18 protein-coding genes are annotated in these 24,929 nt (G+C 69.5%); 13 read left to right on the top strand and 5 right to left on the bottom strand.

What is annotated here, in order from left to right; translation table 11 throughout:
• Positions 1-14 precede the first annotated feature (14 nt).
• From ACXIZN_RS22845 to ACXIZN_RS22805, 9 genes are all read left to right on the top strand, one after another.
• The gene (locus ACXIZN_RS22845; protein WP_457956775.1) at positions 15-2,042 is read left to right on the top strand and encodes a cytochrome c oxidase assembly protein; all 2,028 of its coding nucleotides are present in this window, start codon (positions 15-17) and stop codon (positions 2,040-2,042) included.
• Positions 2,043-2,134: 92 nt separating this feature from the next.
• A complete protein-coding gene (locus tag ACXIZN_RS22840; protein ID WP_457956773.1) occupies positions 2,135-2,683 on the top strand; it encodes a hypothetical protein in 549 nt (182 codons plus the stop codon).
• Positions 2,684-2,870: 187 nt separating this feature from the next.
• Entirely contained in the window at positions 2,871-3,320 is a 450-nt protein-coding gene (locus ACXIZN_RS22835; RefSeq protein WP_321182994.1) for a single-stranded DNA-binding protein, read from the top strand.
• A 96-nt stretch (positions 3,321-3,416) separates the two neighbouring features.
• Positions 3,417-5,093 carry an energy-dependent translational throttle protein EttA gene (gene ettA, locus ACXIZN_RS22830; RefSeq protein WP_034313863.1) on the top strand — a complete coding sequence of 559 codons (1,677 nt, stop codon included), beginning with the start codon at positions 3,417-3,419 and terminating at the stop codon, positions 5,091-5,093.
• A gap of 16 nt (positions 5,094-5,109) precedes the next feature.
• Complete coding sequence (locus ACXIZN_RS22825) at positions 5,110-7,728, top strand: hypothetical protein (protein WP_457956771.1); 2,619 nt, start codon at positions 5,110-5,112, stop codon at positions 7,726-7,728.
• A 344-nt stretch (positions 7,729-8,072) separates the two neighbouring features.
• Complete coding sequence (locus ACXIZN_RS22820; protein WP_457956770.1) at positions 8,073-13,046, top strand: NAD-glutamate dehydrogenase; 4,974 nt, start codon at positions 8,073-8,075, stop codon at positions 13,044-13,046.
• Positions 13,046-13,465 carry an acyl-CoA thioesterase gene (locus ACXIZN_RS22815; protein WP_125676402.1) on the top strand — a complete coding sequence of 140 codons (420 nt, stop codon included), beginning with the start codon at positions 13,046-13,048 and terminating at the stop codon, positions 13,463-13,465. Before ACXIZN_RS22820 ends, ACXIZN_RS22815 begins: the two co-directional genes overlap by 1 nt.
• Positions 13,458-14,093 (top strand): hypothetical protein, encoded by a 636-nt coding sequence (locus ACXIZN_RS22810; RefSeq protein WP_457956769.1) that lies wholly within the window; start codon positions 13,458-13,460, stop codon positions 14,091-14,093. The genes ACXIZN_RS22815 and ACXIZN_RS22810 overlap by 8 nt, the downstream gene beginning before the upstream one ends.
• Before the next feature lie 63 nt (positions 14,094-14,156).
• Positions 14,157-14,435 (top strand): hypothetical protein, encoded by a 279-nt coding sequence (locus tag ACXIZN_RS22805; RefSeq protein ID WP_457956767.1) that lies wholly within the window; start codon positions 14,157-14,159, stop codon positions 14,433-14,435.
• A 74-nt stretch (positions 14,436-14,509) separates the two neighbouring features.
• Here the strand turns inward: ACXIZN_RS22805 and ACXIZN_RS22800 are convergent, their stop codons facing one another.
• Complete coding sequence (locus tag ACXIZN_RS22800; protein ID WP_457956766.1) at positions 14,510-15,151, bottom strand: DUF305 domain-containing protein; 642 nt, start codon at positions 15,149-15,151, stop codon at positions 14,510-14,512.
• 87 nt (positions 15,152-15,238) lie between these two features.
• On the opposite strand from ACXIZN_RS22800, the gene ACXIZN_RS22795 reads away from it, so the two are divergent.
• Complete coding sequence (locus ACXIZN_RS22795) at positions 15,239-16,699, top strand: LVIVD repeat-containing protein (RefSeq protein WP_457956765.1); 1,461 nt, start codon at positions 15,239-15,241, stop codon at positions 16,697-16,699.
• 20 nt (positions 16,700-16,719) lie between these two features.
• On the opposite strand, the gene ACXIZN_RS22790 is transcribed toward ACXIZN_RS22795, so the two are convergent.
• Genes ACXIZN_RS22790 through ACXIZN_RS22780 form a run of 3 tightly spaced genes read right to left on the bottom strand, consistent with a single transcriptional unit; the run spans position 16,720 to position 19,669 of the window.
• A complete protein-coding gene (locus ACXIZN_RS22790; RefSeq protein WP_457956764.1) occupies positions 16,720-18,273 on the bottom strand; it encodes a glycoside hydrolase family 13 protein in 1,554 nt (517 codons plus the stop codon).
• Positions 18,273-18,668 (bottom strand): globin, encoded by a 396-nt coding sequence (locus tag ACXIZN_RS22785; RefSeq protein ID WP_034313889.1) that lies wholly within the window; start codon positions 18,666-18,668, stop codon positions 18,273-18,275. Before ACXIZN_RS22785 ends, ACXIZN_RS22790 begins: the two co-directional genes overlap by 1 nt.
• A gap of 20 nt (positions 18,669-18,688) precedes the next feature.
• Positions 18,689-19,669, bottom strand: a complete 981-nt coding sequence (locus ACXIZN_RS22780) for a mechanosensitive ion channel family protein (protein WP_126729832.1) — start codon at positions 19,667-19,669, stop codon at positions 18,689-18,691.
• Between the two features lie 419 nt (positions 19,670-20,088).
• Between ACXIZN_RS22780 and ACXIZN_RS22775 the strand changes: the two genes are divergently transcribed.
• The 3 genes from ACXIZN_RS22775 (at position 20,089) to ACXIZN_RS22765 (ending at position 22,211) form a co-directional block, all read left to right on the top strand.
• Complete coding sequence (locus tag ACXIZN_RS22775; protein ID WP_007034711.1) at positions 20,089-20,583, top strand: HNH endonuclease; 495 nt, start codon at positions 20,089-20,091, stop codon at positions 20,581-20,583.
• 901 nt (positions 20,584-21,484) lie between these two features.
• Complete coding sequence (gene ctaJ / locus ACXIZN_RS22770; protein WP_034313897.1) at positions 21,485-21,742, top strand: aa3-type cytochrome oxidase subunit CtaJ; 258 nt, start codon at positions 21,485-21,487, stop codon at positions 21,740-21,742.
• Positions 21,729-22,211 (top strand): DUF5130 family protein, encoded by a 483-nt coding sequence (locus ACXIZN_RS22765; protein WP_457956763.1) that lies wholly within the window; start codon positions 21,729-21,731, stop codon positions 22,209-22,211. Before ctaJ ends, ACXIZN_RS22765 begins: the two co-directional genes overlap by 14 nt.
• 70 nt (positions 22,212-22,281) lie before the next feature.
• Here ACXIZN_RS22765 and pepN read toward each other — a convergent pair whose 3' ends face one another.
• Entirely contained in the window at positions 22,282-24,855 is a 2,574-nt protein-coding gene (pepN, locus tag ACXIZN_RS22760) for an aminopeptidase N (RefSeq protein ID WP_457956762.1), read from the bottom strand.
• Positions 24,856-24,929: the final 74 nt, after the last annotated feature.

Below are 24,929 nucleotides of genomic sequence, written 5' to 3'. Positions count from 1 at the left end.
CATACCCTCGTGACGTGCCTTCAGACCCCGAGACGAAACCGGCCCCACCCGCACGGAAGGCCGGTGTCCTGCCGCTGGTGTCGATCGGTGCGCTCCTGGCCGCGGTGGTGGCCGTCGGCCTGGTCGCGCTGACCGGTGGCGCCGGTTACGTCATCGCCGGACTCCCGGACCCGGGCCTGGTGACCCGCTACGGCATCACCGTCGTCCGGGTGCTGGCCGAGGCGGCTTCGGTGCTGTGTGTGGGTTCGCTGCTGCTGGCCGCGTTCCTCGTCCCGCCGCAGAAGTCCGGCACGCTCGCCGCCGACGGTTACGCGGCCATCCGGGTCGCCGGCGTCGCGGCGTGGGTCTGGTTCTTCGCGGCCACCGCGTCGATCTTCTTCTCCGCGGCCGACGGCGCGGGCCGCCCGTTCACCGAGGTGCTTTCGCCGCAGGTGCTGGTCGACCTCGTCGACGCCATCGAGCAGCCGAAGGCCTGGCTGTTCACCGCGTTGATCGCGCTGCTCGTCGCGCTCGGCTGCCGTCTCGCGCTGACCTGGGGCTGGACGACGGTGGTCTTCTTCCTGTCCGTCGGCGGCCTGGTCCCGGTCGCGGTCACCGGGCACTCCGCGAGCGGCGGCTCGCACGACATGGCGACCAACAGCCTGCTCTACCACCTGGTCGCCGCCGCGTTGTGGGTCGGCGGGCTGGTGGCGCTGCTGGCGCTCGGCTGGCGCCGCGGCGAGAACCTCAAGCTCGCCGCCACGCGGTTCTCCAAGCTCGCGCTGGTCTGCTGGATCGTGATGGCGGTCTCCGGCATCGTGAACGCGTTGGTGCGGATCAGGATCGCCGACCTGTTCACCACCGACTACGGCCTGCTGGTGGTCGCGAAGGTCGTCGCGTTGCTGCTGCTCGGCGTCTTCGGTCACCAGCAACGGCAGAAGGGCGTCGCCGGGCTGGTGAACGGTGCCGGCGGCGGCCAGCTGCTGCGGCTCGCCGCGGTCGAGGTGCTGATCATGTTCGTCACGATCGGCATCGCCACCGGACTCGCGAAGACCCCACCACCGCAGGAATCGCTGACCCAGCCGTCGACGACGGAACTGCTGATCGGGTACGACCTCTACGGCCCGCCGACCGTCTTCCGGCTGCTCACGGACTGGCGGTTCGACCTCGTCTACGGCACCCTCGCGCTCGTTCTCGCCGGGCTGTACCTCGCCGGGGTCCGGCGGTTGCGGCGCCGCGGCGACACCTGGGCCACCGGCCGGACGGTCGCGTGGCTCGCGGGCTGTGTCGTGCTGCTGATCGCGACGTCGTCCGGTATCGGCCGGTACGCGCCCGCGATGTTCAGCGTGCACATGGGCAACCACATGTTGCTGTCCATGGTCGCGCCGGTGCTGTTCGTGCTCGGCGGGCCCGTGACGCTGGCGCTGCGCGCGCTGCCAACGGCAGGCCAGGACGCCCCGCCCGGACCGCGTGAATGGCTGCTCGCCTTCGTGCACTCGCCGCTTTCGCGGTTCCTGACCCATCCGATCGTCGCGCTGCTGCTGTTCGTCGGTTCCTTCTACGGCCTGTACTTCTCGGGCCTGTTCGATTCGGCGCTGAACTACCACTGGGCGCATCTGGCGATGAACGCGCACTTCCTGCTCGCCGGGTACGTCTTCTACTGGCCGGTGATCGGCGTCGACCCGGCGCCACGACGGCTCCCGCCGCTGGGACGGCTGGGGATGATGTTCGCCGCCATGCCGTTCCACGCGTTCTTCGGGATCGCGCTGATGAGCATGCAGACCGTGCTCGGGCAGGACTTCTACCGCGGGCTGAAACTGCCGTGGGTCACCGACCTCCTGACCGACCAGCGGCTCGGCGGAGGGATCGCGTGGGCGTCCGGTGAGCTGCCGGTGCTGCTGGTGCTCGTCGCGCTGCTGGTGCAGTGGGCGCGGCAGGACGAGCGGGAGGCGCGTCGCCGGGACCGCCGCGAAGAGGCCTCCGGTGACGCGGATCTGAACGCCTACAACGCGATGCTGAAGAAACTCTCGGATCAGGGCCGGGGGCCGAATTCCGGCGCGTAGCGCTTTGGCCGCAACCGGCCAATCGGGTGGCGGCGCCCGCGACGGTGGGAACCTAGGATTCAGTGCAGGTTCACCATCGTGGGGAGACGGTAGTGGCAGACAACATCGGAGCGGCCGTCCGCAGACTCCTGGAGCAACGAAAGCTCTTCCTGAAACCGGAGCACGACGACTTCGGGAAGGTCGTGTACGTATGCGTCGACGACGGGGCGCCGGGCGGCTTCCCGGTCGGCCATGTCATCCCGACTGCGGGAGGCGGAGCTTGGCTCGCGTACGCCCGGGTCCCTCAAGGCGGCTCGTTCGGCACCGCCCAGGTGGCCGTCGGCCTGCCGACGTTCGATGCGGCCATCCGCGCCGTTCTCGACCACGCTCGGTCCGCCGACATTCTCCGAGCCGTCGAACGGAGTCCGGGCGCGGCCACGAGGACCTACACCGCCGTCGTCGACCCTGGGCACGCTGAATGGCTCACCACGCTAGAGGAACCTCAGGGCATCACCCATCTCGGTGGCGGCAGGGTCCGGTTCACCGAGGCCGCGGTCGCGTATCTGCGGAACCCGCCGTCACCGCTGTCGCTCTACCTCCAGGTGCAGGACGACGAGCTGGTGGTCGATCTGGTGCCCTACAAGCTGACACGCGATCGGTAGGCCCATACCACGCCTCGCCGACAGAGCCCTGCCCTCCGACCCGAGTTGTCCACAGGAAGCCCACAACGCCCGGAGTTGTCCACAGATCCGGCTTTCGTCCCTTTCCGCCCTTGAGTCCGAGGCAATCTGTGATCAAGGGAAACGCCGGGAGAGTCCCGGAACGAGGAGAAGGGCGAGTGTGATGGCGATGGGCGAAACGTGGGTGACCATGATCGGCAACCTGACCAGCGAACCGGTCCACCATCCGGAGCGGGTGCACGGGCACGACGTCGTGTCGTTCGGTTTGCGGAGTGTCGAACGCCGCTACGACAAGGAAAGAGGGGAGTGGGGTGAGGGCCGCCAGCTCGCGGTCAAGGTCACGTGCTGGCGCAAGCTGGCGATGGCGGCGTTCTCCTGCCTGAGCAAGGGAGACCCGGTGATCGTGGCCGGGCGCCTGCGCGGCGCCGAGACCGCGGAGGAGATCCCGGCACCTCTGGGTCTACCTGAGCTTGAGGCCTTCTCCATCGGGCCCAATCTCGCGCGCTGCTCGGCCGAGATCCACCGGATCGGGCGGGATCGGCCCAGGGCGATCCCGCCGCTGCCGCCGTCCGCGGGGAATCCCATGGTCACCGCGCTGGAGGAGGCACCCGTGGGCTGAGGTTCCGATGCTCGCTCAGTGATATCGGGCTGACTGTCGGTAGCTCGGTGGTGACCGCCGTCAAGGCCGCGATCGCCTCGCTCTACGATCGTTTGCATGGCCGAGTTCATCTACACCATGAAGAAGGTGCGCAAGACCGTCGGGGACAAGGTCATCCTCGACGACGTCAGCACCGCGTTCTACCCCGGCGCCAAGATCGGCGTGGTGGGGCCGAACGGCGCGGGTAAGTCCACCGTTCTGAAGATCATGGCGGGGATCGAGCAGGCCAGCAACGGCGAAGCCTTCCTCCAGCCTGGCGCCAGCGTCGGCATCCTCATGCAGGAGCCGGAGCTCAACGAGGAAAAGACCGTCCGCGAAAACGTCGAAGAGGGCCTTGGCGACATCAAGGTCAAGCTCAACCGCTTCAACGAGGTCGCCGAGCTCATGGCGACCGACTACAGCGACGAGCTGATGGAGGAGATGGGCAAGCTCCAGGAGGAGCTCGACCACGCCGACGCGTGGGAGATCGACTCCACGGTCGAGCAGGCCATGGACGCGCTTCGCTGCCCGCCGCCGGACGAGCCGGTCACCCACCTCTCCGGTGGTGAGCGCCGCCGGGTCGCGCTGTGCAAGCTGCTCCTGTCCGCGCCCGACCTGCTGCTCCTCGACGAGCCCACCAACCATCTGGACGCTGAAAGCGTGCTGTGGCTGGAACAGTTCCTCGCGAATTACGCCGGCGCCGTCCTGGCCGTCACTCACGACCGGTACTTCCTGGACAACGTCGCCGAGTGGATCATGGAGCTCGACCGCGGCCGCGTCGTCGGCTACGAGGGCAACTACTCCACGTACCTGGAGAAGAAGCGCGAGCGCCTCGAGGTCCAGGGCAAGAAGGACGCCAAGCTCGCCAAGCGGCTGAAGTCCGAACTCGACTGGGTCCGGTCCAACGCCAAGGCGCGCCAGACCAAGTCGCGGTCCCGGCTCGACCGCTACGAGGAGATGGCCGCGGAGGCGGACAAGCACCGCAAGCTCGACTTCGAAGAGATCCAGATCCCGCCGGGGCCCCGGCTGGGCAGCGTGGTCGTCGAGGTCGAAAAGCTGCGCAAGGGTTTCGACGACCGCGTGCTGATCGACGGCCTGTCGTTCGACCTGCCGCGCAACGGCATCGTCGGCGTGATCGGGCCGAACGGTGTCGGCAAGACGACCCTGTTCAAGACGATCGTCGGGCTCGAGGAGCCGGACGACGGCCGCGTCAAGATCGGCGAGACGGTCAAACTGTCCTATGTGGACCAGAATCGCGGCGGGATCGACCCGAAGAAGACGGTATGGGAGGTGGTTTCGGACAAGCTGGACTACATCCACGTCGGGCAGACCGAAATGCCCTCGCGTGCCTACGTCAGCGCGTTCGGTTTCAAGGGGCCGGACCAGCAGAAGCCGGCGGGCGTGCTCTCCGGCGGTGAGCGCAACCGGCTGAACCTGGCGCTGACCCTCAAGCAGGGCGGGAACCTGATCCTGCTCGACGAGCCGACGAACGACCTGGACGTCGAGACCCTTGGCTCGCTGGAGAACGCCCTCGAGCAGTTCCCCGGTTGCGCCGTGGTCATCTCGCACGACCGGTGGTTCCTCGACCGGGTCGCGACGCACATCCTCGCCTGGGAAGGCACGGACGAGAACCCCTCGCAATGGTTCTGGTTCGAGGGTAACTTCGAGGGCTACGAGAAGAACAAGGTCGAACGTCTCGGTGCCGAGGCGGCTCGTCCGCACCGCGTCACCCATCGCAAGCTGACCCGCGACTGAGGGCCGGGGGTTCCCCGTGGAAGCCAGCAAGCGCAAACGGCCGGGCTTGCCCACCACCATGGTGGGCGGGCGGACGGCTGCCACCGGGGGAACCCTGTCCGCTGTCGGCAGGTTGATCGAACGCGCGGACGCCCTGCACCTGAGGGCGCCCGAGCTCGCACTGGTCCTCGGGGAGCGCGCGGCCGCGCTCGCCGAGGCCGCCGGTGCCGACGAGCAGTGGATCCGCGCGGAGAGCCTGGTGGTGAGCGCCCGGGTGCGGCTGGGAGGCCGTCCACGGACGGTCGGCCGGGCCGTGGCCGCCCTGCGCGCCGCGGAACACGCGGGCTACGGCGACATCGCCGCCCGGCTGAGGATCGACCTGGCGGTCTGCGCGCGCAGCGTGGGCATCCCGTTGACGGGCTTGGCCGTGCTGCGTCCGTTGCTGGCGGATCCGGCGGTATCGCCGTCGCACCGGGCCGAGGCGCTGTGTCATCTCGTGGGCTGCTTGGCGCAGTTCGGCCGCAAGTCGGAACTGGACCGGGTGCTCGCCGAGGCGGACAAGCTCGTGCTCGGCGACGGCTCGATGACGGCGGATTCCCAGTTGCTGATCCGCGCGCTGCTGCGGGTCGGGGTGTCGGCGCACCGCCGGCGGCACGGTGACCTGACGTCGGCCGCCGACGCCGCGCGGACCGGGCTAGGCATGCTCGAAAAGCTCGGAAACCCCGACGACGACGGAGGTCTCGTCCGGATCCGGCTGATCCTGCAACTCGTCTGCACGTTGCTGGACCGGGGCGACACGGAAATGGCGCTGGAGGTCGCGCAGCCGATCCTCGACGCGCCCGTCCGTGCCGCCGGGATCGCACCCGCCGCGTGGCTGCGGCTGGCGGTGGCCACTCGTGTCCTGCTGCCCGCGGGATCCGGTGAAGCCGCGGGAATGCTCGTCCGTGAGGCGGTCGCCGGAGCCGAGGACCACAACCTGCACGCCGTCACGGCACGGCTGTGGCTGGAACTCGCACAGATCGAGGAACGGCTAGGTCGCGCCGAGGAGGCCATCGGCTGCCTGCATCGTTCGCGCGCCGCGGAACATCTGCACGCCCGCGTGCGCAGGCAGGCGTGCAACGTCCTGGTCGGCGAATTCGGCGCGGCCGAGAACGCCGCGGTCGACCTCGACGACGTGCTGCGGGCAGTCGCCACGCGGCCGTCCGCCGCCGCGGCGACCGTTCCCGCGCCGGAACCGGCCGAGGTGACCGCGGTGATCCCGACGATCCCGCCGATCGACGTGGCACCCCCGAAGCGGGCCGCGGCCGAGCCGCCGGTCCGCCGTGAACCGTCGCAGCCCGCGCGGCAGAGCAGGCACGCGGAATCCGCGTCGGCCGAACCTACGCGCGCCGCCGCGTCGCCGCGCCCGGCGGCACCTGCCGCGAAACCGGTCGCGGAAAAGAGCGAGGCGCCGGTGCTGAAGCCGCCGTCCCGCCCCGAGCCCGCCCGGGAAGCGGTGGCGTCCGACAGTGACTGGCGTCGTCGGGTGCCGAAGAAAGCCAAGGCGCCGACCAGGGTCGAGACCAAGGCCGAACCCGTCGCGCCGAAACTGATGCCACCGCCGAAGCCGGAACCCGCGCCGCGTCCCGAACCGGCGTGGCGTCCGGAACCGGTGTCGCGCTCCGAACCGGAGTCGTCTCCCGAATCGGCGTGGCGTCCCGAACCGGTGGCGCGACCGGAACCGGAGCCCGTGCGCCGTCGCCGTCAGGAGGCGCCCGCGGCGCGCGAGACCGTCGCGCCCGAACCGGCGATCGCCCGGCCGGAAACCCCGGCTCCGGCCACGAGGCGCCGGGCCGAGGAGCCGTCACCCGTGGCGGCGTCGGAAACCGTTCTGCCGGAACTGCTTCTCGCTCCCGAACCCGCCGCCGAACCGCGGCCGCGCGTGACGGCGGAGACCCAGCCGCCGCGTCCGCCGGGTACCGCCGCGCCGTTGTGGGAGAGCGACGAGTGGGCGGCCGAAGAGCGGGCGCGCCGGTCTTCGGCGCCGGTCTCGCGCAAGACCCGGCACGACGCCGAACATGGTTCCGTGGCGGCGAAGTCGGTGCTGGACCGGCTCGGGATCTCGAGCACGGGCGGGCAGGGCGGTGGCCGCCGTCGCGCGGACGGCGCCGCGGATCCCGTGCGCCCCGAACCCGCCGCCGAAGAACGCGTTGTCGAAGAGCGCGCCGCCGAAGAACGTGCCGACACCGGCCGTCCCCGCCGGGATCATTCTCTGGCCGAGTACAGCGAACCCGCCGTCCCGCTCGCGCCGCCGCCCCGGGAGGACCCGGCGCCGTCGCAGGGAAGCGGGCCGGGCGAAAGCCCTCGCCCGGCCGCCAAGGAAGAGGTCGCGGATCCGTGGCTGCCGCGGTTGCGGATGCCGCCGGCGCTCGACCCGCTGACCGACACCGGCTCCTGGCGTCCCATCACCCCGTTCCCGGAGAGCTACGCCCGCGCGATCGCGGAGGACGAGCCGCCGCCGGACGCCGGCCTCGCCGACCTGCTCGCCCGCGCGCTCGCGGAGCATCAGGCGGGCACGGCCAGTGCCGCCGCGCTCGTGAAACAGCTCGGGTCCCAGGACTCGGGAAAGCGTCCCGTCAACGGCCACGACCGGCACCGGACCAACGGCGGCGACTGACCCGGGCGGTAGCAAAGGTCCCTTGCTCCCGCCTCGGTGAAGCCAGGCTTGGCTTGAACGATTCAGTCGGCCGGGCGAGATCGCCCGAAGCGGCTCCGCATGGCAATGGGTGCTGGTCACCCCCGTGCGGCGGGTCGCGGCGAGGCCCGGACAGACCGCCGATGTGACCCGCGAGTAGCTGAACCGATCACGGCGATTCCGGTATCTGAGCAGGGAAATCTTCGACGGCCGGGAAGGACCCGGCCTTGTGGAGCCGACAGTCCGGAGCTGTAGGTTGGGTCTGGTCCGGTACAGAGTCGTGCCGGTCGCGGTGTCAATCTCGCTACAGTGGAGAGTTGCCTCAAATGAGCTCGACGGGAGTCTCGTCCCCGCCCGGAAAAGATGTCGGCACCGAGGATGGCGCCCGGCGCCGGTCGGCGAACCCGGAGCAGATCCGGGACGACCTGATCGACGCCGCCGCGGCGTACGCCCCGGAGATCGGCGACTTGATCCGCTTGTACTACCGGCACATCCCGGCCGAAGAGATTCTCGGTGACGACCCGGTCGACCTCGTCGGCGCCGTCCGCTCGCATCTGCAGCTCGCGAAGGACCGGATGCCCGGCCGTCCCGCGGTGCGGTTGCTGAACCCGACGGGCCCCGAAGACGGCTGGACGCGTGAGGCCACCGTCGTGCAGGTCGTCACGGACGACATGCCGTACCTGGTGGATTCCGTCGCGGCCGAGTTCGCGCGCGACGGGGTGCAGGTGCAGCGCATCGTGCACCCGATCGTGGTGGTGAGCCGGGATCTGACCGGTGAGCTGCTGGAGGTCCACCCCGACGCCGACCCGGCGGAGCCGCCGGCGAATTCGGCGGCCGAGTCGTGGATGTACATCGAGATCGACCTGGTCACGGACCCGAACCGCGCCCGCGAGCTGGACAACCGGCTGTCGTCGGTGCTGGGTGACGTCCGCGAGGTCGTCGAGGACACCGACAAGATGGCGGAGACCGCGCGCCGTCTCGCCGACGAGCTGGACGAGAACCCGCCGCGGCTGCCCGGCCACGAGGTCGCGGAGGGTGCCCGGCTGCTGCGCTGGCTCGCCGACGGGCACTTCACCTTCCTCGGGTACCGCCGTTACGAGCTGATCGACAACCCGCACCCGGACAACGACGAGCCCGCCCTGCGCGCCGTGCTCGCGACCGGGCTTGGCGTGCTGCGCCAGGACAGCCTGGCCGCGCGCAGCCTCACCGCCGGTCCGGACACCGCGGCGTCCGCGCTCGCGCCGACGCTGCTGGTGCTGACCCAGGCGAGCGCGCCGTCCACGGTGCACCGCCCGGTGTATCCGTACTACGTCGGCGTGAAAACCTTTGACGACAACGGGAAAGTCACCGGCGAGCACCGCTTCCTCGGCATGTTCACCACCACCGCCCTGCACGAGAACGTGCTGGACATCCCGGTGGTCTGCAACCGGGTCCGCGAGGTCATCCACCGCGCGGGCTTCCCGATGGAGTCCTTCTCCGGCCAGCGGATGCTCGAAGTGCTGCAGAACTGGCCGCGCGCGGACCTGTTCTCGGCCGACACCGACTCGCTGTACTCGACGACGACGGGTGCGATCGCGCTTTCGGATCGCCGACGGCTGCGCCTGTTCCTGCGCCGCGACCCGTACGGCCGTTTCTACTCGTGCCTCGTGTACCTCCCGCGTGACCGCTACACGACCCGTTCGCGGCTCGCGATGCAGGAGGTCCTGCTCGAAGAACTCGAAGGCACGCAACTGGAGTACAGCGCGCGCATCGGTGAGACCGTGCTCGCGCAGGTGCACTTCATCGTGCACACCGATCCGTCGCAGCGGTCCGAACCGGACACCCTGCGCATCCAGGACCGGCTCAACGAGGCCGTTCGCAGCTGGGACGACCGGATGGTCGAGGCGATCCTCGCCGAACGCCGCGGGCGCGCCGGGGACAGCGGCGCCGCGCTCGGCCTGATGGGCGAAGAGTCCGCCGGTGAGCAGGGGCAGCGGTTCGCCGCGGTGTTCCCCGAGGGTTACAAGGAGGACTTCACCGCGCTCGAAGCGCTCGCGGACCTCCGTGCCCTGGAGTCGCTGACCGACGAGGGCGACCTGTCGATGTCGTTCTACCTGCCCGCCGACGCGGAGGCGGGGGAGCGGCGCTTCAAGCTGTACCTGCGCGGTGAGGGCGTCACCCTCTCCCAGGTGCTCCCGGTCCTGCAGCGGATGGGCGTCGAGGTCGTCGACGAACGGCCGTACGAACTGCGTCGCGAGGACGGGGGCCGGTCGTGGATCTACGATTTCGGCCTGCGCATCGACCCGCAGGTCCTCGACCACGCGGACAGCGACCTCCGCACCCGCTTCCAGGACGCCTTCCACGCCGCCTGGCGCGGCGACTGCGAGGTCGACGGCTTCAACGGCCTCGTCCTGCGCGCCGGGCTCACCTGGCGCCAGGCGGCCATCCTGCGGGCCTATTCGCGGTACCTGCGCCAGACGAAGATCCCGTTCTCGCAGGAGTACATCGAGAACACCGTCCTCGCGCACACCGACATCGCCACCGCGCTGGTGCGGCTGTTCGAGACGCGCTTCGACCTCGCGCTCGGCGACGAGGCCCGCGCCTCGCAGGCCGAACAGCTCACCGCCGAGATCGGCAGGCTGGTCGACGAGGTGACGAGCCTCGACGAGGACCGGATCCTGCGGCGGCTGATGTCGGTCATCCTCGCCACGCTGCGCACGAACTACCACGTCACTGACGAGGACGGGAACTCCCGCCAGTACCTGGCGCTCAAGCTCGACCCGAGCGCGGTGCCCGAACTGCCCGAGCCGCGGCCGAAGTACGAGATCTTCGTGTACTCGCCGCGGATCGAGGGCGTGCACCTGCGCTTCGGGGACGTCGCGCGCGGTGGCCTGCGGTGGTCCGACCGCCGCGAGGATTTCCGCACGGAGATCCTCGGCCTGGTCAAGGCGCAGGCGGTCAAGAACGCGGTTATCGTGCCTGTCGGCGCGAAGGGCGGCTTCGTCGTGAAGCGCCCGCCGGCGGCGACCGGTGACCCTGGCCTGGACCGCGACGCCCAGCTGAACGAGGGCATCGCCTGCTACCGGATGTTCATCTCCGGCCTGCTGGACGTGACCGACAACCGCGTCGAGGGCAAGACCGTCCCGGCGCCGCGGGTGGTCCGCCACGACGGCGACGACAGCTACCTCGTGGTCGCGGCGGACAAGGGGACCGCGAAGTTCTCCGACATCGCGAACGAGGTCTCGGCGAACTACGGGTTCTGGCTCGGCGACGCCTTCGCGTCCGGTGGCTCGGTCGGGTACGACCACAAGGCCATGGGCATCACCGCGAAGGGTGCTTGGGAGAGCGTCAAGCGCAACTTCCGCGAGCTGGGCAAGGACACCCAGACCGAGGACTTCACCGTCGTCGGCATCGGCGACATGATGGGCGACGTCTTCGGCAACGGCATGCTGCTCTCGGAGCACATCCGGCTCGTGGCCGCCTTCAACCACATGCACATCTTCCTCGACCCGAACCCGGATTCGGCGACCTCGTTCGCCGAGCGGCGCCGGCTGTTCGACCTGCCGCGTTCGTCGTGGGAGGACTACGACCGCTCGCTGATCAGCGAGGGCGGCGGGGTCTACTCGCGGTCGGCGAAGACGATCCCGATCAGCCCTCAGGTCCGCGAGGCGCTCGGCCTCGGCGAGGACGTCACGAAACTGGCGCCCAACGACCTGATGCAGGCGATCCTGCTGGCGCCGGTCGAGCTGTTGTGGAACGGCGGGATCGGCACCTACGTCAAGGCCGAGAACGAGTCCCACGCGGACGCGGGCGACAAGGCCAACGACGCCCTGCGCGTCAACGGGAAACAGCTCCGCGTCAAGGTCGTCGGCGAGGGCGGGAACCTGGGCCTGACCCAGCTCGGCCGGATCGAGTTCGCCCGCGCGGGCGGCAAGATCAACACCGACGCGCTCGACAACTCGGCGGGCGTCGACTGCTCGGACCACGAGGTCAACATCAAGATCCTGCTGGACCACCTGGTCTCGACGGGGTCGCTGGACGCCGAGCAGCGCAACGAACTGCTGGAGCAGATGACCGACGAGGTCGGCGAGCTGGTACTGGCCGACAACTACCGGCAGAACGCGGTGCTCGGCGTCAGCCGGGCGCATGCCGGCCCGATGGTGTCGGTGCACCAGCGGCTCGTCGCGGCCCTGGTCGCGAAGGGCGCTTTCGACCGCAAGCTTGAAGCACTGCCGAGTTCGGCGGAGTTCCGCGCACTGGAGAAGGCGGGCGAAGGCCTCACCTCGCCGGAGCTGGCGACGCTGCTCGCGCACGTCAAGCTCGACCTGAAGGACGAGCTGCTGGCGAGCGAGCTGCCGGACTCCGAGGTGTTCTCGCGTCGTCTGCCCGAGTACTTTCCGAAGCCGCTTCGGGAGCGCTTCGGCGACGCGATCTTCCAGCACCCGCTGAAGCGCGAGATCATCACGACGATGGTGGCCAACGAGGTCGTCGACGGCGCCGGGATCTCGTACGTCTTCCGCCTGATGGAGGAGATGAACGCGACCGCGACCGACGCCGTCCGCGCGTACGCCGTGGTCACCCACGTGTACGACCTGCCGTCGCTGTGGGCCCAGATCGACGCGCTGGACAACGTCGTGCCGACCGAGGTCGCGGACGAGATGATGCTGGAGACCCGCAGGCTGCTCGACCGGGCCGCCCGCTGGTTCCTCACCAACCGGCCGCAGCCGCTGGCCCCGCTCGCCGAGATCAACCGGTTCGGCCGTGTCGTCGGCGAGCTGGCCCCGCGGGCGCACGAGCTGCTTCGTGGTGTCGAGTGCGCTTCGGTGGACGCGAACACCGAGCGGCTGATCGAGAAGGGCGTCCCGGCGGAGCTCGCCGGACGGGTGGCGCTGCTGCTGCACACCTACGGCCTGCTCGACGTCACCGACGTCGCGGAGCTGGCCGAGCAGCAGGTGGGGATCGACGCGGTGCACACCCCGGCGGAGACCGCGGGCCTGTACTACGCGCTGTCCGACCACCTCGGCATCGACAAGATGCTGACGTCGATCAGCGGCCTCGAACGCGGCAACCGCTGGCACGCGCTCGCGCGGCTGGCGCTGCGGGACGACGTCTACGGTTCCTTGCGGACGATCACGCTGGACGCCTTGCGGCACAGCGATTCGGGTACCGACCCGGACGAGAAGATCGCCCACTGGGAGAAGACGAACGCCTCACGGTTGCAGCGGGCCCGCGTCGCACTGGACGAGATCAGTCAGTCCGGCAAGCTCGACCTGGCGACGCTGTCGGTGGCGGCGAGGCAGATCCGGAGCACGGTGAGGTAGTGAGCTACATTTCCCTGATCCGGCCGCGCTGGTCGGATATGGACGTCTACGGGCACGTCAACCACGCGAATCTGGTGACCTTGCTCGAAGAGGCACGGATCCCCCTGCTGTTCGGGGACGCCGTCCGCGCGGGGCTCACCGAACTGCCCAAGGGCATCGTGGTGGTGAAGCTGGCCGTCCATTACCGTTCGCCGATCGTGGTGTCCGATCAGGACATCCGGGTGGAGATCTCGTTGAAGGACTTGAAGCACGCCAGCTTCACCCTCGGGTACCGGGTGCACGCAGGCCCGGCCGAGGCCGACAAGGTCGCGGTCACCGCGGAGACGGTGCTCGCGCCGTTCGACACCGCGTCGGAGCGGCCCCGGCGGCTGACCGAGGACGAACGTGCCTTCCTGGAGAAGGGGTTCGCGGATGCCTGAACTCGTCATCCCGGACGCGGGCGACCGCGAAACGCTCGGCGCGTTCGTGGCCAGGGCGGTCCGGCTCGACCAGAACACGCTGGTGCGGTTGCGGCAGCGCGGTGACGGCGTCGTCGAGGCGTGGTGCGCGACGCCGTTCGAGGTTCTCGCGACCAGGGCCGTGGCCGGTGACATCACGCCGTCGGACGTCACCGTGTCCGGGAACGAGCTGCTCGCCGCGCTGACCGTCGCCGGCGGCGAGCGGATGGATCCGGGCCCGGCCCGCGACCTGATGTGGCACTCCGAGCTGCCCGCCCCCGGCCGCTGGCAGCTGGTGGACGAGCTGCCGGCGACGGTGATCTCCGAGCTGGCCGATCGCGGCGTCACACTGGCCCGCGACAACGTCGGCCCGCACGGCAACCCGCCCGCGTCTTTGATGGACCAGGCGGTGCTCACCGTTTCGGGCAACGAGCTGGAGATCAAGGTCCAGATGCGGTGCCTGTTCGCGCTGTCGGGGATGGGGTTCGTGGACTCGTCGATCGACGGCGACGTCGTCCGCGTCACCGCGACCGATTCGTGGATGCGCATCGACGCGCGGTACGGCGCGGTCCTCAAGCGCCGTCACGCGCTCCTGCCGCTGCTGTTCTGACGGCTTTCTTACCGCTGAGCGCCGCGGGTGGCTTAAGGCCGCCCGCGGTGTCAGGCTGTCTCCATGAGAGACAAGGACGGGGAAGACCCGACGGCGGATTTCCTTGCCGAGGTCCGGCCGGAGGAGACCCCGTGGCGGACCGAGCGCCCGCCGGGTGAGGAGGCGCCGGAACGCGCCGAACGCCCGGAGAAGTGGGGCCGCGCCAAATCCGCGGGACGGGCCGCGGCGAAGGCGGCGCCCTACGTCCAGGCAGCCGCGCTGGCGACCTGGATCGTCTCGGGCACTCTCGACGACTCAGACGACTCCGGGTTCGGCGATATGGGCTCCTCCGGCGACGCCTGACTCCCGCATTTAGTCCTCTGAATGCGGTAGTTGGCGTTACGAACTACCGCATCCAGAGGACTAAACGCGAGGGATCAGAGCTTCGAGCGCATCGTCTTCATGCGCTCGATCTCGGCGGACTGGCCGGTGATGACCTCCTGCGCCATCTCCTGCGCCTTGATCTCCACACCCTTGCCGAGCTGGGCTTCGGCCATGGTCAGCGCGCCCTGGTGATGCGCGATCATCAGGTCGAGGAACAGCTTTTCGAACGCCACCCCGTTCGCCGCGCGCAGATCCGCCAGCTGGGCGTCGGTCGCCATCCCCGGCATGAGCGCGTGATCGTGCCCGCCGCCGTGGCCCGCGTGTCCTTCGCCGGGCACCGGCTTGCCGCGGTCGGACAGCCAGGTCTTCATCATCGTGACCTCGCCGTCCTGCGCGACCGAGATCCGCCCGGCGATCGCCCGGATCTGCTCGTTCGCCGTCTTGCCCGGCACCAGATCCGTCATCACCTTCGCCTGCTGGTGGTGGGGGATCATCATCGTCATGTACTCGACGTCGGCCTCGTTGGGCTGATCGCGGTTCACCGGCCCGGGGGAACCGGTGCCCGCCTGCTCTCCGGGCTTCCCGGGCACGATCACCGGAGCACTTTGGGCCGGTTGCGCCGGGGTTTCGTCGCCGGTGCAGCCCGAGACTACGAAAGCAGCGGCGACCAGTGCCGATGTCAAACTTTTTCTCATCCCGGGAGTTCCTCCGTTGGTCGGTATCTGTTGAGCCTAAATAAGGAATAAGGTGCGCGTAAAGCTGGGTGGAAGGAGAGCCATATCGTGCTGCAGCCTGGGCTGAAACGCCGCTTGACCAGGGTCTTCGTGTCGGCGGCCGCAGTCGCCGCCCTCGGGGCCTCCAGCGCGCTCGCCGCGCCGGCCGTCATCGCCGAACCGTCGGCGACCGCGATTCCGGGCGTGGACGAGATCGTCCACAGCCCCAACCTCCGGTCGATCGCGAACGTCCCGCAGCAGGGACCGTTCACCAAGGACTCGACCGGCACCGACATCGCGTTCACGAAGGGGCACGCGATCGTCGGCACCTACGACGGGTTCAACGTCTACGACGTCCGCAACCCGTACCGCCCGAAGATCGTCAGCCAGGTCCTGTGCCCCGGCGGGCAGAACGACGTGTCGATCTCCGGCGACCTGCTCTTCCTGTCGACCGACGCGTCGCGCAGCGACAACTCGTGCAACAGCGTCTCGAAGCCCGCCTCGGACAAGACGTCGTGGGAGGGCATCAAGATCTTCGACATCTCGAACCTCGCGGCGCCCAAGTACGTCGCGGCGATCGAGACGGACTGCGGTTCGCACACCAACACCCTGGTGCCGGACAAGCGCGGCAAGGACGTCTACATCTACGTCTCGTCGTACGCGCCGGCGGCCAACCTGCCCGACTGCCAGCCGCCGCACGACAAGCTGTCGATCATCAAGGTCCCCGTGAAGGACCCGGCGAAGGCCGCGCTCGTCGCGACCCCGGTGCTGTTCCCGGCCACCGAAGGCGGCGGCAACCCCGGCGGCACGAACCCCGACGGCACCCGCCGGTCGCCGACCACCGGCTGCCACGACCTGACGGCGCTGCCGGAGAAGGACCTGATGGCCGGTGCCTGCATGGGTGACGGCGTCCTGCTCGACATTTCCGACCGGCTCAAGCCGCGGGTGCTCAACCGCGTGCAGGACAACGTGAACTTCGCGTTCTGGCACAGCGCCACCTTCAACAACGACGCCACCAAGATCGTCTTCACCGACGAGCTCGGCGGCGGCGGGATGGCGACCTGCCTGGAGAAGTTCGGCTCCACCCGCGGCGCCAACGGCATCTACCAGATCACCGGCCGCGGCGACGACCGCAAGCTGGAGTTCGTCAGCTATTACAAGATCCCGCGGCTGCAGTCCGAGACCGAGAACTGCGTGGCGCACAACGGCTCGCTCATCCCGGTGCCGGGCAAGGACATCATGGTCCAGTCCTGGTACCAGGGCGGCGTCTCGGTGTGGGACTTCACCGACGCGAAGAACCCGAAGGAGATCGCGTTCTGGGAGCGTGGCCCGCTCTCGAACGAGAAGCTCGTCGGCGGTGGCACGTGGTCCGCGTACTGGTACAACGGCCACATCTACTCGTCCGACATCGTGAAGGGCCTGGACGTCCTGGACCTCAACGACTGGCGGACCTTCCCGGCGAAGCTCGTCCGGCAGAACGAGTTCAACGCCCAGACGCAGTACAAGCTGCACCCGGGCTTCAACAAGTAGTCCGGTAGCGGCCGCCTGGTTCAGACGAGCCAGGCGGCCGCGTCCGGCGGCAGTTTCCCGTTCACCAGCGGAACGCTCGACAGCAGCACCTCACCGGGCGGCAGCGCGATCGGGCTCGCCGACGTGTTCAGCGCGCACACCAGCCCGCCGCCCCGCCGCCGGAACGCGAAACACCCCGCGGGCGCGCCGTACCACTCGAGGTCGTCGCCGCGGAAGGCCTTGTGCGACTTGCGGATCTCGATCGCCCGCCGGTACAGCGACAGCGTCGACGCCGGATCCTCCAGCTGCGCTTCCACGGTCACCGAAGCCCACGAAGCGGGCATCGGCAGCCACGTGCGCGGATTGCGCGAGAACCCGAACGGCGGCAGGTCGCCTTCCCACGGCAGCGGCACCCGTGACGCGTCCCGGCCGAACTCGGGGCCGGAGGTCTTGGCCCGGGGGTCCGCGACCGCGTCGGGCGGGATGTCGACGTTGCCGAGCCCGAGTTCTTCGCCGTTGTACAGATAGACCGCTCCGGGCAGCGCGAGCTCGACGAGCGCCATCGCCCGCGCGCGCCGGACGCCGCGTTCGCCGTCGCCGTACCGGCTGACCTGCCGCCAGACGTCGTGGTTGCCCAACGTCCAGGTGGCGGGCGCCCCGGCGGATTTCGGCACCGCCAGCGACCGCTCGATGGCCGTCCGCAGCGCGTCCGCGTCGAAATGCGTGAGCACGAGCCGGAAGTTGAACGCCAGATGTAGCTCGTCCGGCCGCAGGTAGCGCGCGAGCCGTTCCTCGTCGGTCACCCAGATCTCGCCGACGGCCATGGTGCCCGGGTACTCGTCGAGCACCTTGCGGATCATCTGGTGGATCTCGTGGACGCGGTCGTTGTCGAACCGCGGATCGTAGAACTCGCTCGGCCCGATCGCGTTCACCCGTGGGTCCATGTCCGGCAGGCCCGGCGGTTTCGCCATGCCGTGCGCGACGTCGACGCGGAAACCGTCCACGCCGTGGTCCAGCCAGAACCGCAGGGTCCGCTCCAGATCGGCGGCGACCTCGTGGTTGGCCCAGTTCAGGTCTGGCTGCTGCGGCGAGAACAGGTGCAGGTACCACTGGCCGTCCGGGACCCGCGTCCACGCCGGGCCGCCGAACGCGCTGACCCAGTTGTTCGGCGGCTGGTCGCCGCGCGGGCCGAGCCCGTCACGGAAGATGTAGCGATCCCGTTCCGGGCTGCCCGGCGCCGCCGCCATCGCCGATTTGAACCAGGCGTGGGTGTTGCTGGTGTGGTTGGGGACGACGTCGACGGTGACCTTGATGCCGCGTTTGTGCGCCTCGGTCAGCAGGACGTCGAAATCGCCGAGGGTGCCGAACATCGGGTCGACGTCGCGCGGGTCGGCGATGTCGTAGCCGTGGTCGGCCATGGGGGACCGGTAGAACGGCGTCAGCCACAACGCGTCGACCCCGAGCAGCTCCAGGTACCCGAGCTTGCCGCGGATGCCTTCGAGGTCACCGACGCCGTCCCCGTCCGAATCGGCGAACGAGCGTACGTAGACCTGGTAGAAGACCGCTTGGGCCCACCAAGCCACGTCGCGTTCCATCACACGAAGCTGTTCATCATGCTGTTGGCGGCCATCTCGAGGTACGCCCACAGCTGCGAGCGGTAGGGCTCCTCGATCTTCTCCTCGTCGACCGCGATCTTGATGCAGCGCAGCCAGGCGTCGCGTTCGATCGGGCCGATCTTGAACGGCGCGTGCCGCATCCGCAGCCGCGGGTGACCGCGCTGGTCCGAGTAGGTGTGCGGGCCGCCCCAGTACTGCATGAGGAACAGCCGGAAACGCTCCTCGGCCGGGCCGAGGTCCTCCTCGGGGTACAGCGGGCGAAGCACCTCGTCGACCGCCACTTCGGCGTAGAACCGCGCGACGATCCGGGTGAAGACCGGTTCACCGCCGATCGCTTCGTACAGGGTGGTGGGGTCAGGTTCGGTCACGGACACAGCTCCATTCTGCCCTTGTCCTACTGGGCCGCGGGGCCGGACGACATAAAGCGCCCCAGTGGCGGCTCGAACCCGGCTTCGTCGAGCGCGGCGAGCAGATGCGCACGCAGCGCGCGCTGCACGGCCCACTGCTTGCCGGGCCGGACCTTCACCGTCAGGCGGAGCTTGATGCTCTCGGGGGTGACGGTCTCCACGCCGAGCATCTCCGGCGGCTCCAGCACGTTCGGTGCGAGCCCTTCACTCTCCAGGAGCGTCTTCGCCTTGTCGGCCATCAGCTCGGTGGCCTTCTCGACGTCGGCCGAGTAGCTGAGCGGGACGTCGACAACGGCCACCGCGAAGCCCTGGCTCGAGTTGCCGACCCGCAGCACCTCGCCGTTGCGGACGTACCAGACGGTGCCGTTGATGTCACGCAAGGTGGTGATCCGGAGGCCGACGGCCTCGACGGTGCCGGACGCCTCGCCGACGTCGACGACGTCACCGACGCCGTACTGGTCCTCGATCATCATGAACATGCCGGACAGGAAGTCCTTGACCAGGTTCTGCGCACCGAATCCGAGCGCCACGCCGACGATGCCCGCCGAAGCGATGATCGGCGCGAGGTCGATGCCCAGTTCACCGAGCACCAGGATGAACGCGAGGCCGTAGATCAGGAACGTCGCCATCGACTTGAGCACCGAGCCGATGGTGGCGGCGCGCTGACGGCGCCGTTCCATCACCGCCGACCCGAGCACCTCGGGAGCCTTCTCCCGCAGCGGTCTCAACAGGGCGGGCAGCTTCGAGGAACCGCCGTTCGGCATCCGCGTCACGCGGTTGATCAGGCGTCGCACCAGATACCGCAGCAGGAACGCCACGGCGACGATCATCAGGATCCTCAGCGGCTTCGTCAGCAGCCAGCCCGCCGACGCGGAGAGCCATTCGTTCTTTGTGACCTGGAACACCTGGTAGCACAGGCTGCCGGCCTCGCGCGTGCAGGCCGGGGGTTCGGTGGGCAGCAGGTTCACGGAGAGGAAATGTCCTTTCGTACTCGACGGGGACCGGTCACGCCGCTCGTCCCCGGCGGATGCGGATCAGCCAACATCATGTGGCCGCCGGGTCGCGTGCATGTGACACGTCCAGTAACACACGTGCACTTTGGGGCTGATCTGTGGTCGACTATGCCTGCACCGGTGGAGGTGGTCGAGTGCCAGACCGACAACCCATCCCCCTCGGCGTCCCGAGCCAAGCCGTGGCCGGACAGGCGCCGGAGGTCGTGTTGCGCGCACATCCGGGAGGTGCCCCCTCGCACGGGGCTCCACCGGGCGGGCCGGGAACGCGGCCAGGGGGTGTTGCCCGCCCGCCCGGACAGCGTAGAGGGCGGGACCCGTCGACTTCGGCGGTACCCACTACGACGACAGCGTCGTCCTGGGGCCGCAGACGGGTATTGCTGTTGAACGCCACGTTCGAACCGCTGACGGCACTGCCGTTGCGGCGGGCGGTGGTCCTCGTGATGTGCGGCAAGGCCGAGGTGGTGCACGGAGACCCGGCGGGGCTCGAACTGCACGCCGCCACGGTCTCGCTGCCCGTGCCCTCGGTGATCCGGCTGAGCACCTACGTGCGCGTGCCCTACCGCGCGCAGGTGCCGCTGACCCGGGCCGGGCTGATGCACCGCGACCGGTACCGCTGCGCCTACTGCGGAGGGCGGGCCGAGACGATCGACCACGTCGTCCCGCGCAGTCGTGGCGGACCCCACAGCTGGACGAACTGCGTGGCCTGTTGCGCCAAGTGCAACCACCGGAAGGCGGACAAGCTGCTTTCCGAGATCGGCTGGCGCCTGCGCGTCGTGCCGAGGGCCCCGCACGGGCCGCACTGGCGGCTGCTCGCGCATTCGAAGGAGGCCGACCCGTTGTGGCGGCCGTACCTGGGCACCGCGGCCTGATCCGACCGCGAACACGTCGGCGCCCCCGCGGCCGCGCGGCGGCCGGGGCGGGCCGCTGATGNAGGGCCCCGCACGGGCCGCACTGGCGGCTGCTCGCGCATTCGAAGGAGGCCGACCCGTTGTGGCGGCCGTACCTGGGCACCGCGGCCTGATCCGACCGCGAACACGTCGGCGCCCCGGCTGCCTCGCGGCGGCCGGGGCGGGCCGATGATGCCGTGGTGGAGCTCGTTACGAGTACGCCGTCCCCTGCTAACCGGTCGTGCTCGGACTCAGGCGGCGAGGGAGAAGTCGCTCTGGCAGGTGACGCGGGTGCCACGGGTGACCCGGGTTCCGCGGGTGACGCGCGTGCCGCACGTGACGCGGGTTCCGGCCGTCACGCCGGTGCCGCGAGTGACGCGCGTTCCGCGGGTGACGCGGGTTCCGGCGGTGACACGGGTGCCTCGGGTGACGCGGGTGCCACGGGTCACCCGGGTGCCGGCGGTGACCCGCGTACCGCGAGTGACACGAGTACCGCGCGTAACCCGTGTGCCCGCCGTCACACGCGTACCGGGGACGAATCCAATTTCGAAGAGTGACGAAATGTCGTCGATGATCGCCTGGCCGGGTGTCTGGGTGCTCTGCATGACATGTCCTCCTGCGACCGGTGCGTTACCTGCTGGGGTGGGGGAGCTGGGCGCAAGGCCCGTACAGGTGAAAAAGCTACGAGGATTTCAAGGCTGCGACAAGACGACAGCGCCGGGTGCGGCCGCCCGTACGTTGAGTTGCAACCTTTCGGCCTTGCGGGCTTCGCCCCAACGTGGGAGCGCTTTCGCGGCAAGCGGCGGACGGCCCCCTCCGGACGATGAGCGGTAGGTGCCGTGCCAGCGGGTGCGGCCGCGCGCCATCGGATACGCTCACGCGCGTGAACCTTGTCGAGACGATCCTGGTCTTCGCGGTGATCCCCTTGGTCATCTACGCCCTGTGCGGGGTGGCCACGCTGCGGTCGAAGGGCGCGGGCGTCGCCCGGTACCGGCCGGGGCAGCCGTGGGAGTACCCGGCCATGTGGTGGAGCGCCAACCCCGACGGTGTCGGCGCCAGGCATTCGCACGCGGGCGGCGCGACCGCCGTCGGTGCGGCGGACGGAGCTTCGGTGACGGGAGGCGCTCGTGGCAACTGGTGAACTGACCCATTCGTCCACCGCTGTTGACGAAGAGCCCGGTTACGGCGCCGCCGTTACCTCCAGCGGCCGGATTTCCGCCGCCAAGATGTACGAACCGGCTGGTCCGATCAGCCCATTCACCACCCAGCAGCTTGCCCGGCTGGACGAGGCGCTGACGCTGGCCAGCCGCGAGACCGGGCTGGACTTCAGCGTGTACCTCGGCGACCTCGGCGAGGACACCCGCGCCACCGCCGAAGGCCTGCTGGCCTCGACCGACAACCCGGCCGACGGTGTCGTCGTCGCCGTGTCGCCCGGCCAGCGTGTCATCGAGATCGTGACGGGCTCGCAGGCCCGGCACCGCCTGCCCGACCGCGGCGCGAAGCTCGCCGTGGCCAGCATGGTCGCTTCCTTCAAGGAAGGCGACCTCATCGGCGGTCTCGTGAACGCCCTCCGCATGCTGAGCGACCAGGCGGGCGCTCCGCAGCACTGACGCTTTACGCCGTGAAGGCCTCCTTCCCTACCTTGAGAGTAGGGAAGGAGGCCTTCACGGCGTTACGGGACTAGACCCCGGCCTGCGAGTCGAACTCACGGGCGGCCAGCGCCCGCACGATCCCGGCCCGGCCCTCCGACACGAGACGGCGCAGCGCCGCCGGGTGCTCCCCGGCCAGCCACTCGTCCGACGCCTCCACCGTCGAGGGCTCGACGGCCCACGACGGGTACAGCCCGACCACGGTCGGCTGCGCACGCTCGCTGGAGCGCCGCTGCCACACCTCGTCGATGACCTCGAAGTAGCGCGTCACGTAGCCGCCGAGCAGGTGCTTCTGGCCCGGGTGGGAGAAGCCGGTGATGAGCGAGTCACTGACCGCGTTGGGCAGCTCGTCGTCGTACACCGCCCGCTGCCACGCGTCGGCCTTCGCGTCCTCGGTCGGCCGCAGCGCCCGCGAGCGCTCCGCCTGACGTCGTCCGGCGGCGGTGTCGTCCTTGGCGAGCTCCGCGTCGATCTCCGGGTTCTCCGCCTTGCCGTGCGCGACGAGCGCGTGCAGCAGTCGCCAGCGCAGGTCGGTGTCGACGGTGAGACCTTCCAGCGGCGCGGTGCCGTCGAGCCAGCCCGCGATGATCCGCAGCGTCTTGTCGTCGAGCACGCACCCGGCGAGCGAGTTCACGAACGCCAGCTGGTGGTCCGAACCGGCCTCCGCGCCCTGCGCCAGCTCCAGCAGCCGCGCGGAGAACTCCGGCCAGCCCTTGTCCGCCGCCCACGCCGGGTTCGCGTACGAGTTCAGCGCCGTCTGCGCCTGCAGCAGCAGCCGCTGCACCACGCCGACCTCGGTCTCGGTGTGCACGCCGCGCTGCACCAGGGTGACGAAGTCGCGAGCCTTGAGCTCGGCCTCGCGCGTCATCTCCCACGCCGCCGACCAGCACAGCGTGCGGGGCAGCGGTTCGGTGATGTCGGCGATGCGGTCGATCAGCGTGGTCAGCGACGCCGGGTCGAGCCGCATCGTGCAGTAGGTCAGGTCGTCGTCGTTGACCAGCACGAGCTTGCCCGCCGGGAGACCGACCAGCGCCGGCACCTCGGTGCGCTCGCCGTCGACGTCGAGCTCGACGCGGTGCTTGCGGACGATCTTGCCGCTCTCGTCCTCGTCGTAGACGCCGACCGCTACCCGGTGCGTCCGCAGCTCACCGGCACCCGGCTTGGCGCCGGTCTGGGTGACGGCGAACGCGGTGTACGTGCCGTCGGAGCCGATCTCGTAGCGCGGGCTCAGCGAGTTGAGACCGGTGGTCTCCAGCCACTGCGCGCTCCACCACGACAGGTCGCGGCCCGAAGCCTCTTCCAGGGCGCCCAGCAGATCCGCCAGGGTCGCGTTGCCCCAGGCGTGCTTGCCGAAGTAGACCTTGAGGCCTTCGAGGAAGTGCTCCAGCCCGACATAGGCGACGAGCTGCTTGAGCACGCTCGCGCCCTTGGCGTAGGTGATGCCGTCGAAGTTCACCTCGACCGCGTGCAGGTCGACGATGTCCGCGGCGATCGGGTGCGTCGAGGGCAGCTGGTCCTGCCGGTACGCCCACGACTTCTCGATGTTCGCGAAGCTGGTCCACGCGTTCTTGTACTCGGTGGCCTCGGCCTGTGCCAGCACGCTCGCGAAGGTCGCGAACGACTCGTTCAGCCACAGGTCGTCCCACCAGCGCATGGTGACCAGGTCGCCGAACCACATGTGCGCCATCTCGTGCAGCAGCGTCTCGGCGCGGCGCTCGTAGGCATAGCGGGTGACGCGGCTCCGGAAGACGTAGTCCTCCAGGAAGGTGACCGCGCCGGCGTTCTCCATCGCGCCCGCGTTGAACTCCGGCACGAACAGCTGGTCGTACTTGGAGAACGGGTACGGGGTGGCGAACTTCTCGTGGTAGAAGGCGAAACCCTGCTTGGTCTCGGTGAACAGCTTGTCCGCGTCCATGTGCTCGGCGAGCGAGGCGCGGCAGTAGATGCCCAGCGGGATCGTGCGGTGGGAGTCGGTGTACTCGTCGCGCCACTCGCTGTACGGGCCGGCGATCAGCGCGACCAGGTACGTCGAGATCCGCTCGGACACCTTGAACACCGTGCGGACGGCCCCTTCCGGGGTCTCCTCGGCCGACTCGACCAGCGCGTTCGAAATGACCTTCCAGTCCTTCGGCGCGATCACGGTGAGCCGGTAGACCGACTTGAGGTCGGGCTGGTCGAAGCAGGCGAACATGCGCTTCGCGTCCGCGGTCTCGAACTGCGTGTAGAGGTAGACGCCGTCGTCGACCGGGTCGACGAACCGGTGCAGGCCCTCGCCGGTGTTCATGTAGCGGCAGACCGCGTCGACGACGAGCTCGTTCGACTCGGCGAGGCCGGGCAGCTCGACGCCCTTGTCCTCGACGTACCCGCTGACGTCGAGTTCCGTCCCGTTGAGGACGGCCGACTCGATCCCCTCGGCGACGATGTCGACCCACGACGCTTCGCCGCTTCTGGCGCTGGCGAACTTGATCGTCGTCTTCGACGTGAAGGTCTTCTCACCGGGACCGCCGCGGCCGTCGGTCAGATCCAGCTCGATGTCGTAGGACTCGACGTCGAGCAGCTCCGCGCGCAGCTTGGCTTGGTCTCGGGTCAGATTGGGGGCGGGCACTGGCACCTCTGGTCATCGGTATCGGTTTTGGTTTCCAACTACAGGCATCCAATCATGTCGGGGCCCGTGCTGAC

It is taken from the genome of Amycolatopsis sp. TRM77291, assembly GCF_054166285.1.
The sequence above is the reverse complement of the archived record's forward strand: the minus strand, read 5'-3'. Positions and strand labels throughout refer to the sequence as shown.

What these genes read in the sequence shown, in the direction of transcription:
- ACXIZN_RS22800 (WP_457956766.1), bottom strand. Translation starts at nt 15,151, where the DNA reads ATGAGAAAAAGTTTGACATCGGCACTGGTCGCCGCTGCTTTCGTAGTC.
- ettA (WP_034313863.1), top strand. Translation starts at nt 3,417, where the DNA reads ATGGCCGAGTTCATCTACACCATGAAGAAGGTGCGCAAGACCGTCGGG.
- ACXIZN_RS22810 (WP_457956769.1), top strand. Translation starts at nt 13,458, where the DNA reads ATGCCTGAACTCGTCATCCCGGACGCGGGCGACCGCGAAACGCTCGGC.
- ACXIZN_RS22805 (WP_457956767.1), top strand. Translation starts at nt 14,157, where the DNA reads ATGAGAGACAAGGACGGGGAAGACCCGACGGCGGATTTCCTTGCCGAG.
- ACXIZN_RS22835 (WP_321182994.1), top strand. Translation starts at nt 2,871, where the DNA reads ATGGGCGAAACGTGGGTGACCATGATCGGCAACCTGACCAGCGAACCG.
- ACXIZN_RS22790 (WP_457956764.1), bottom strand. Translation starts at nt 18,273, where the DNA reads ATGGAACGCGACGTGGCTTGGTGGGCCCAAGCGGTCTTCTACCAGGTC.
- ACXIZN_RS22820 (WP_457956770.1), top strand. Translation starts at nt 8,073, where the DNA reads ATGAGCTCGACGGGAGTCTCGTCCCCGCCCGGAAAAGATGTCGGCACC.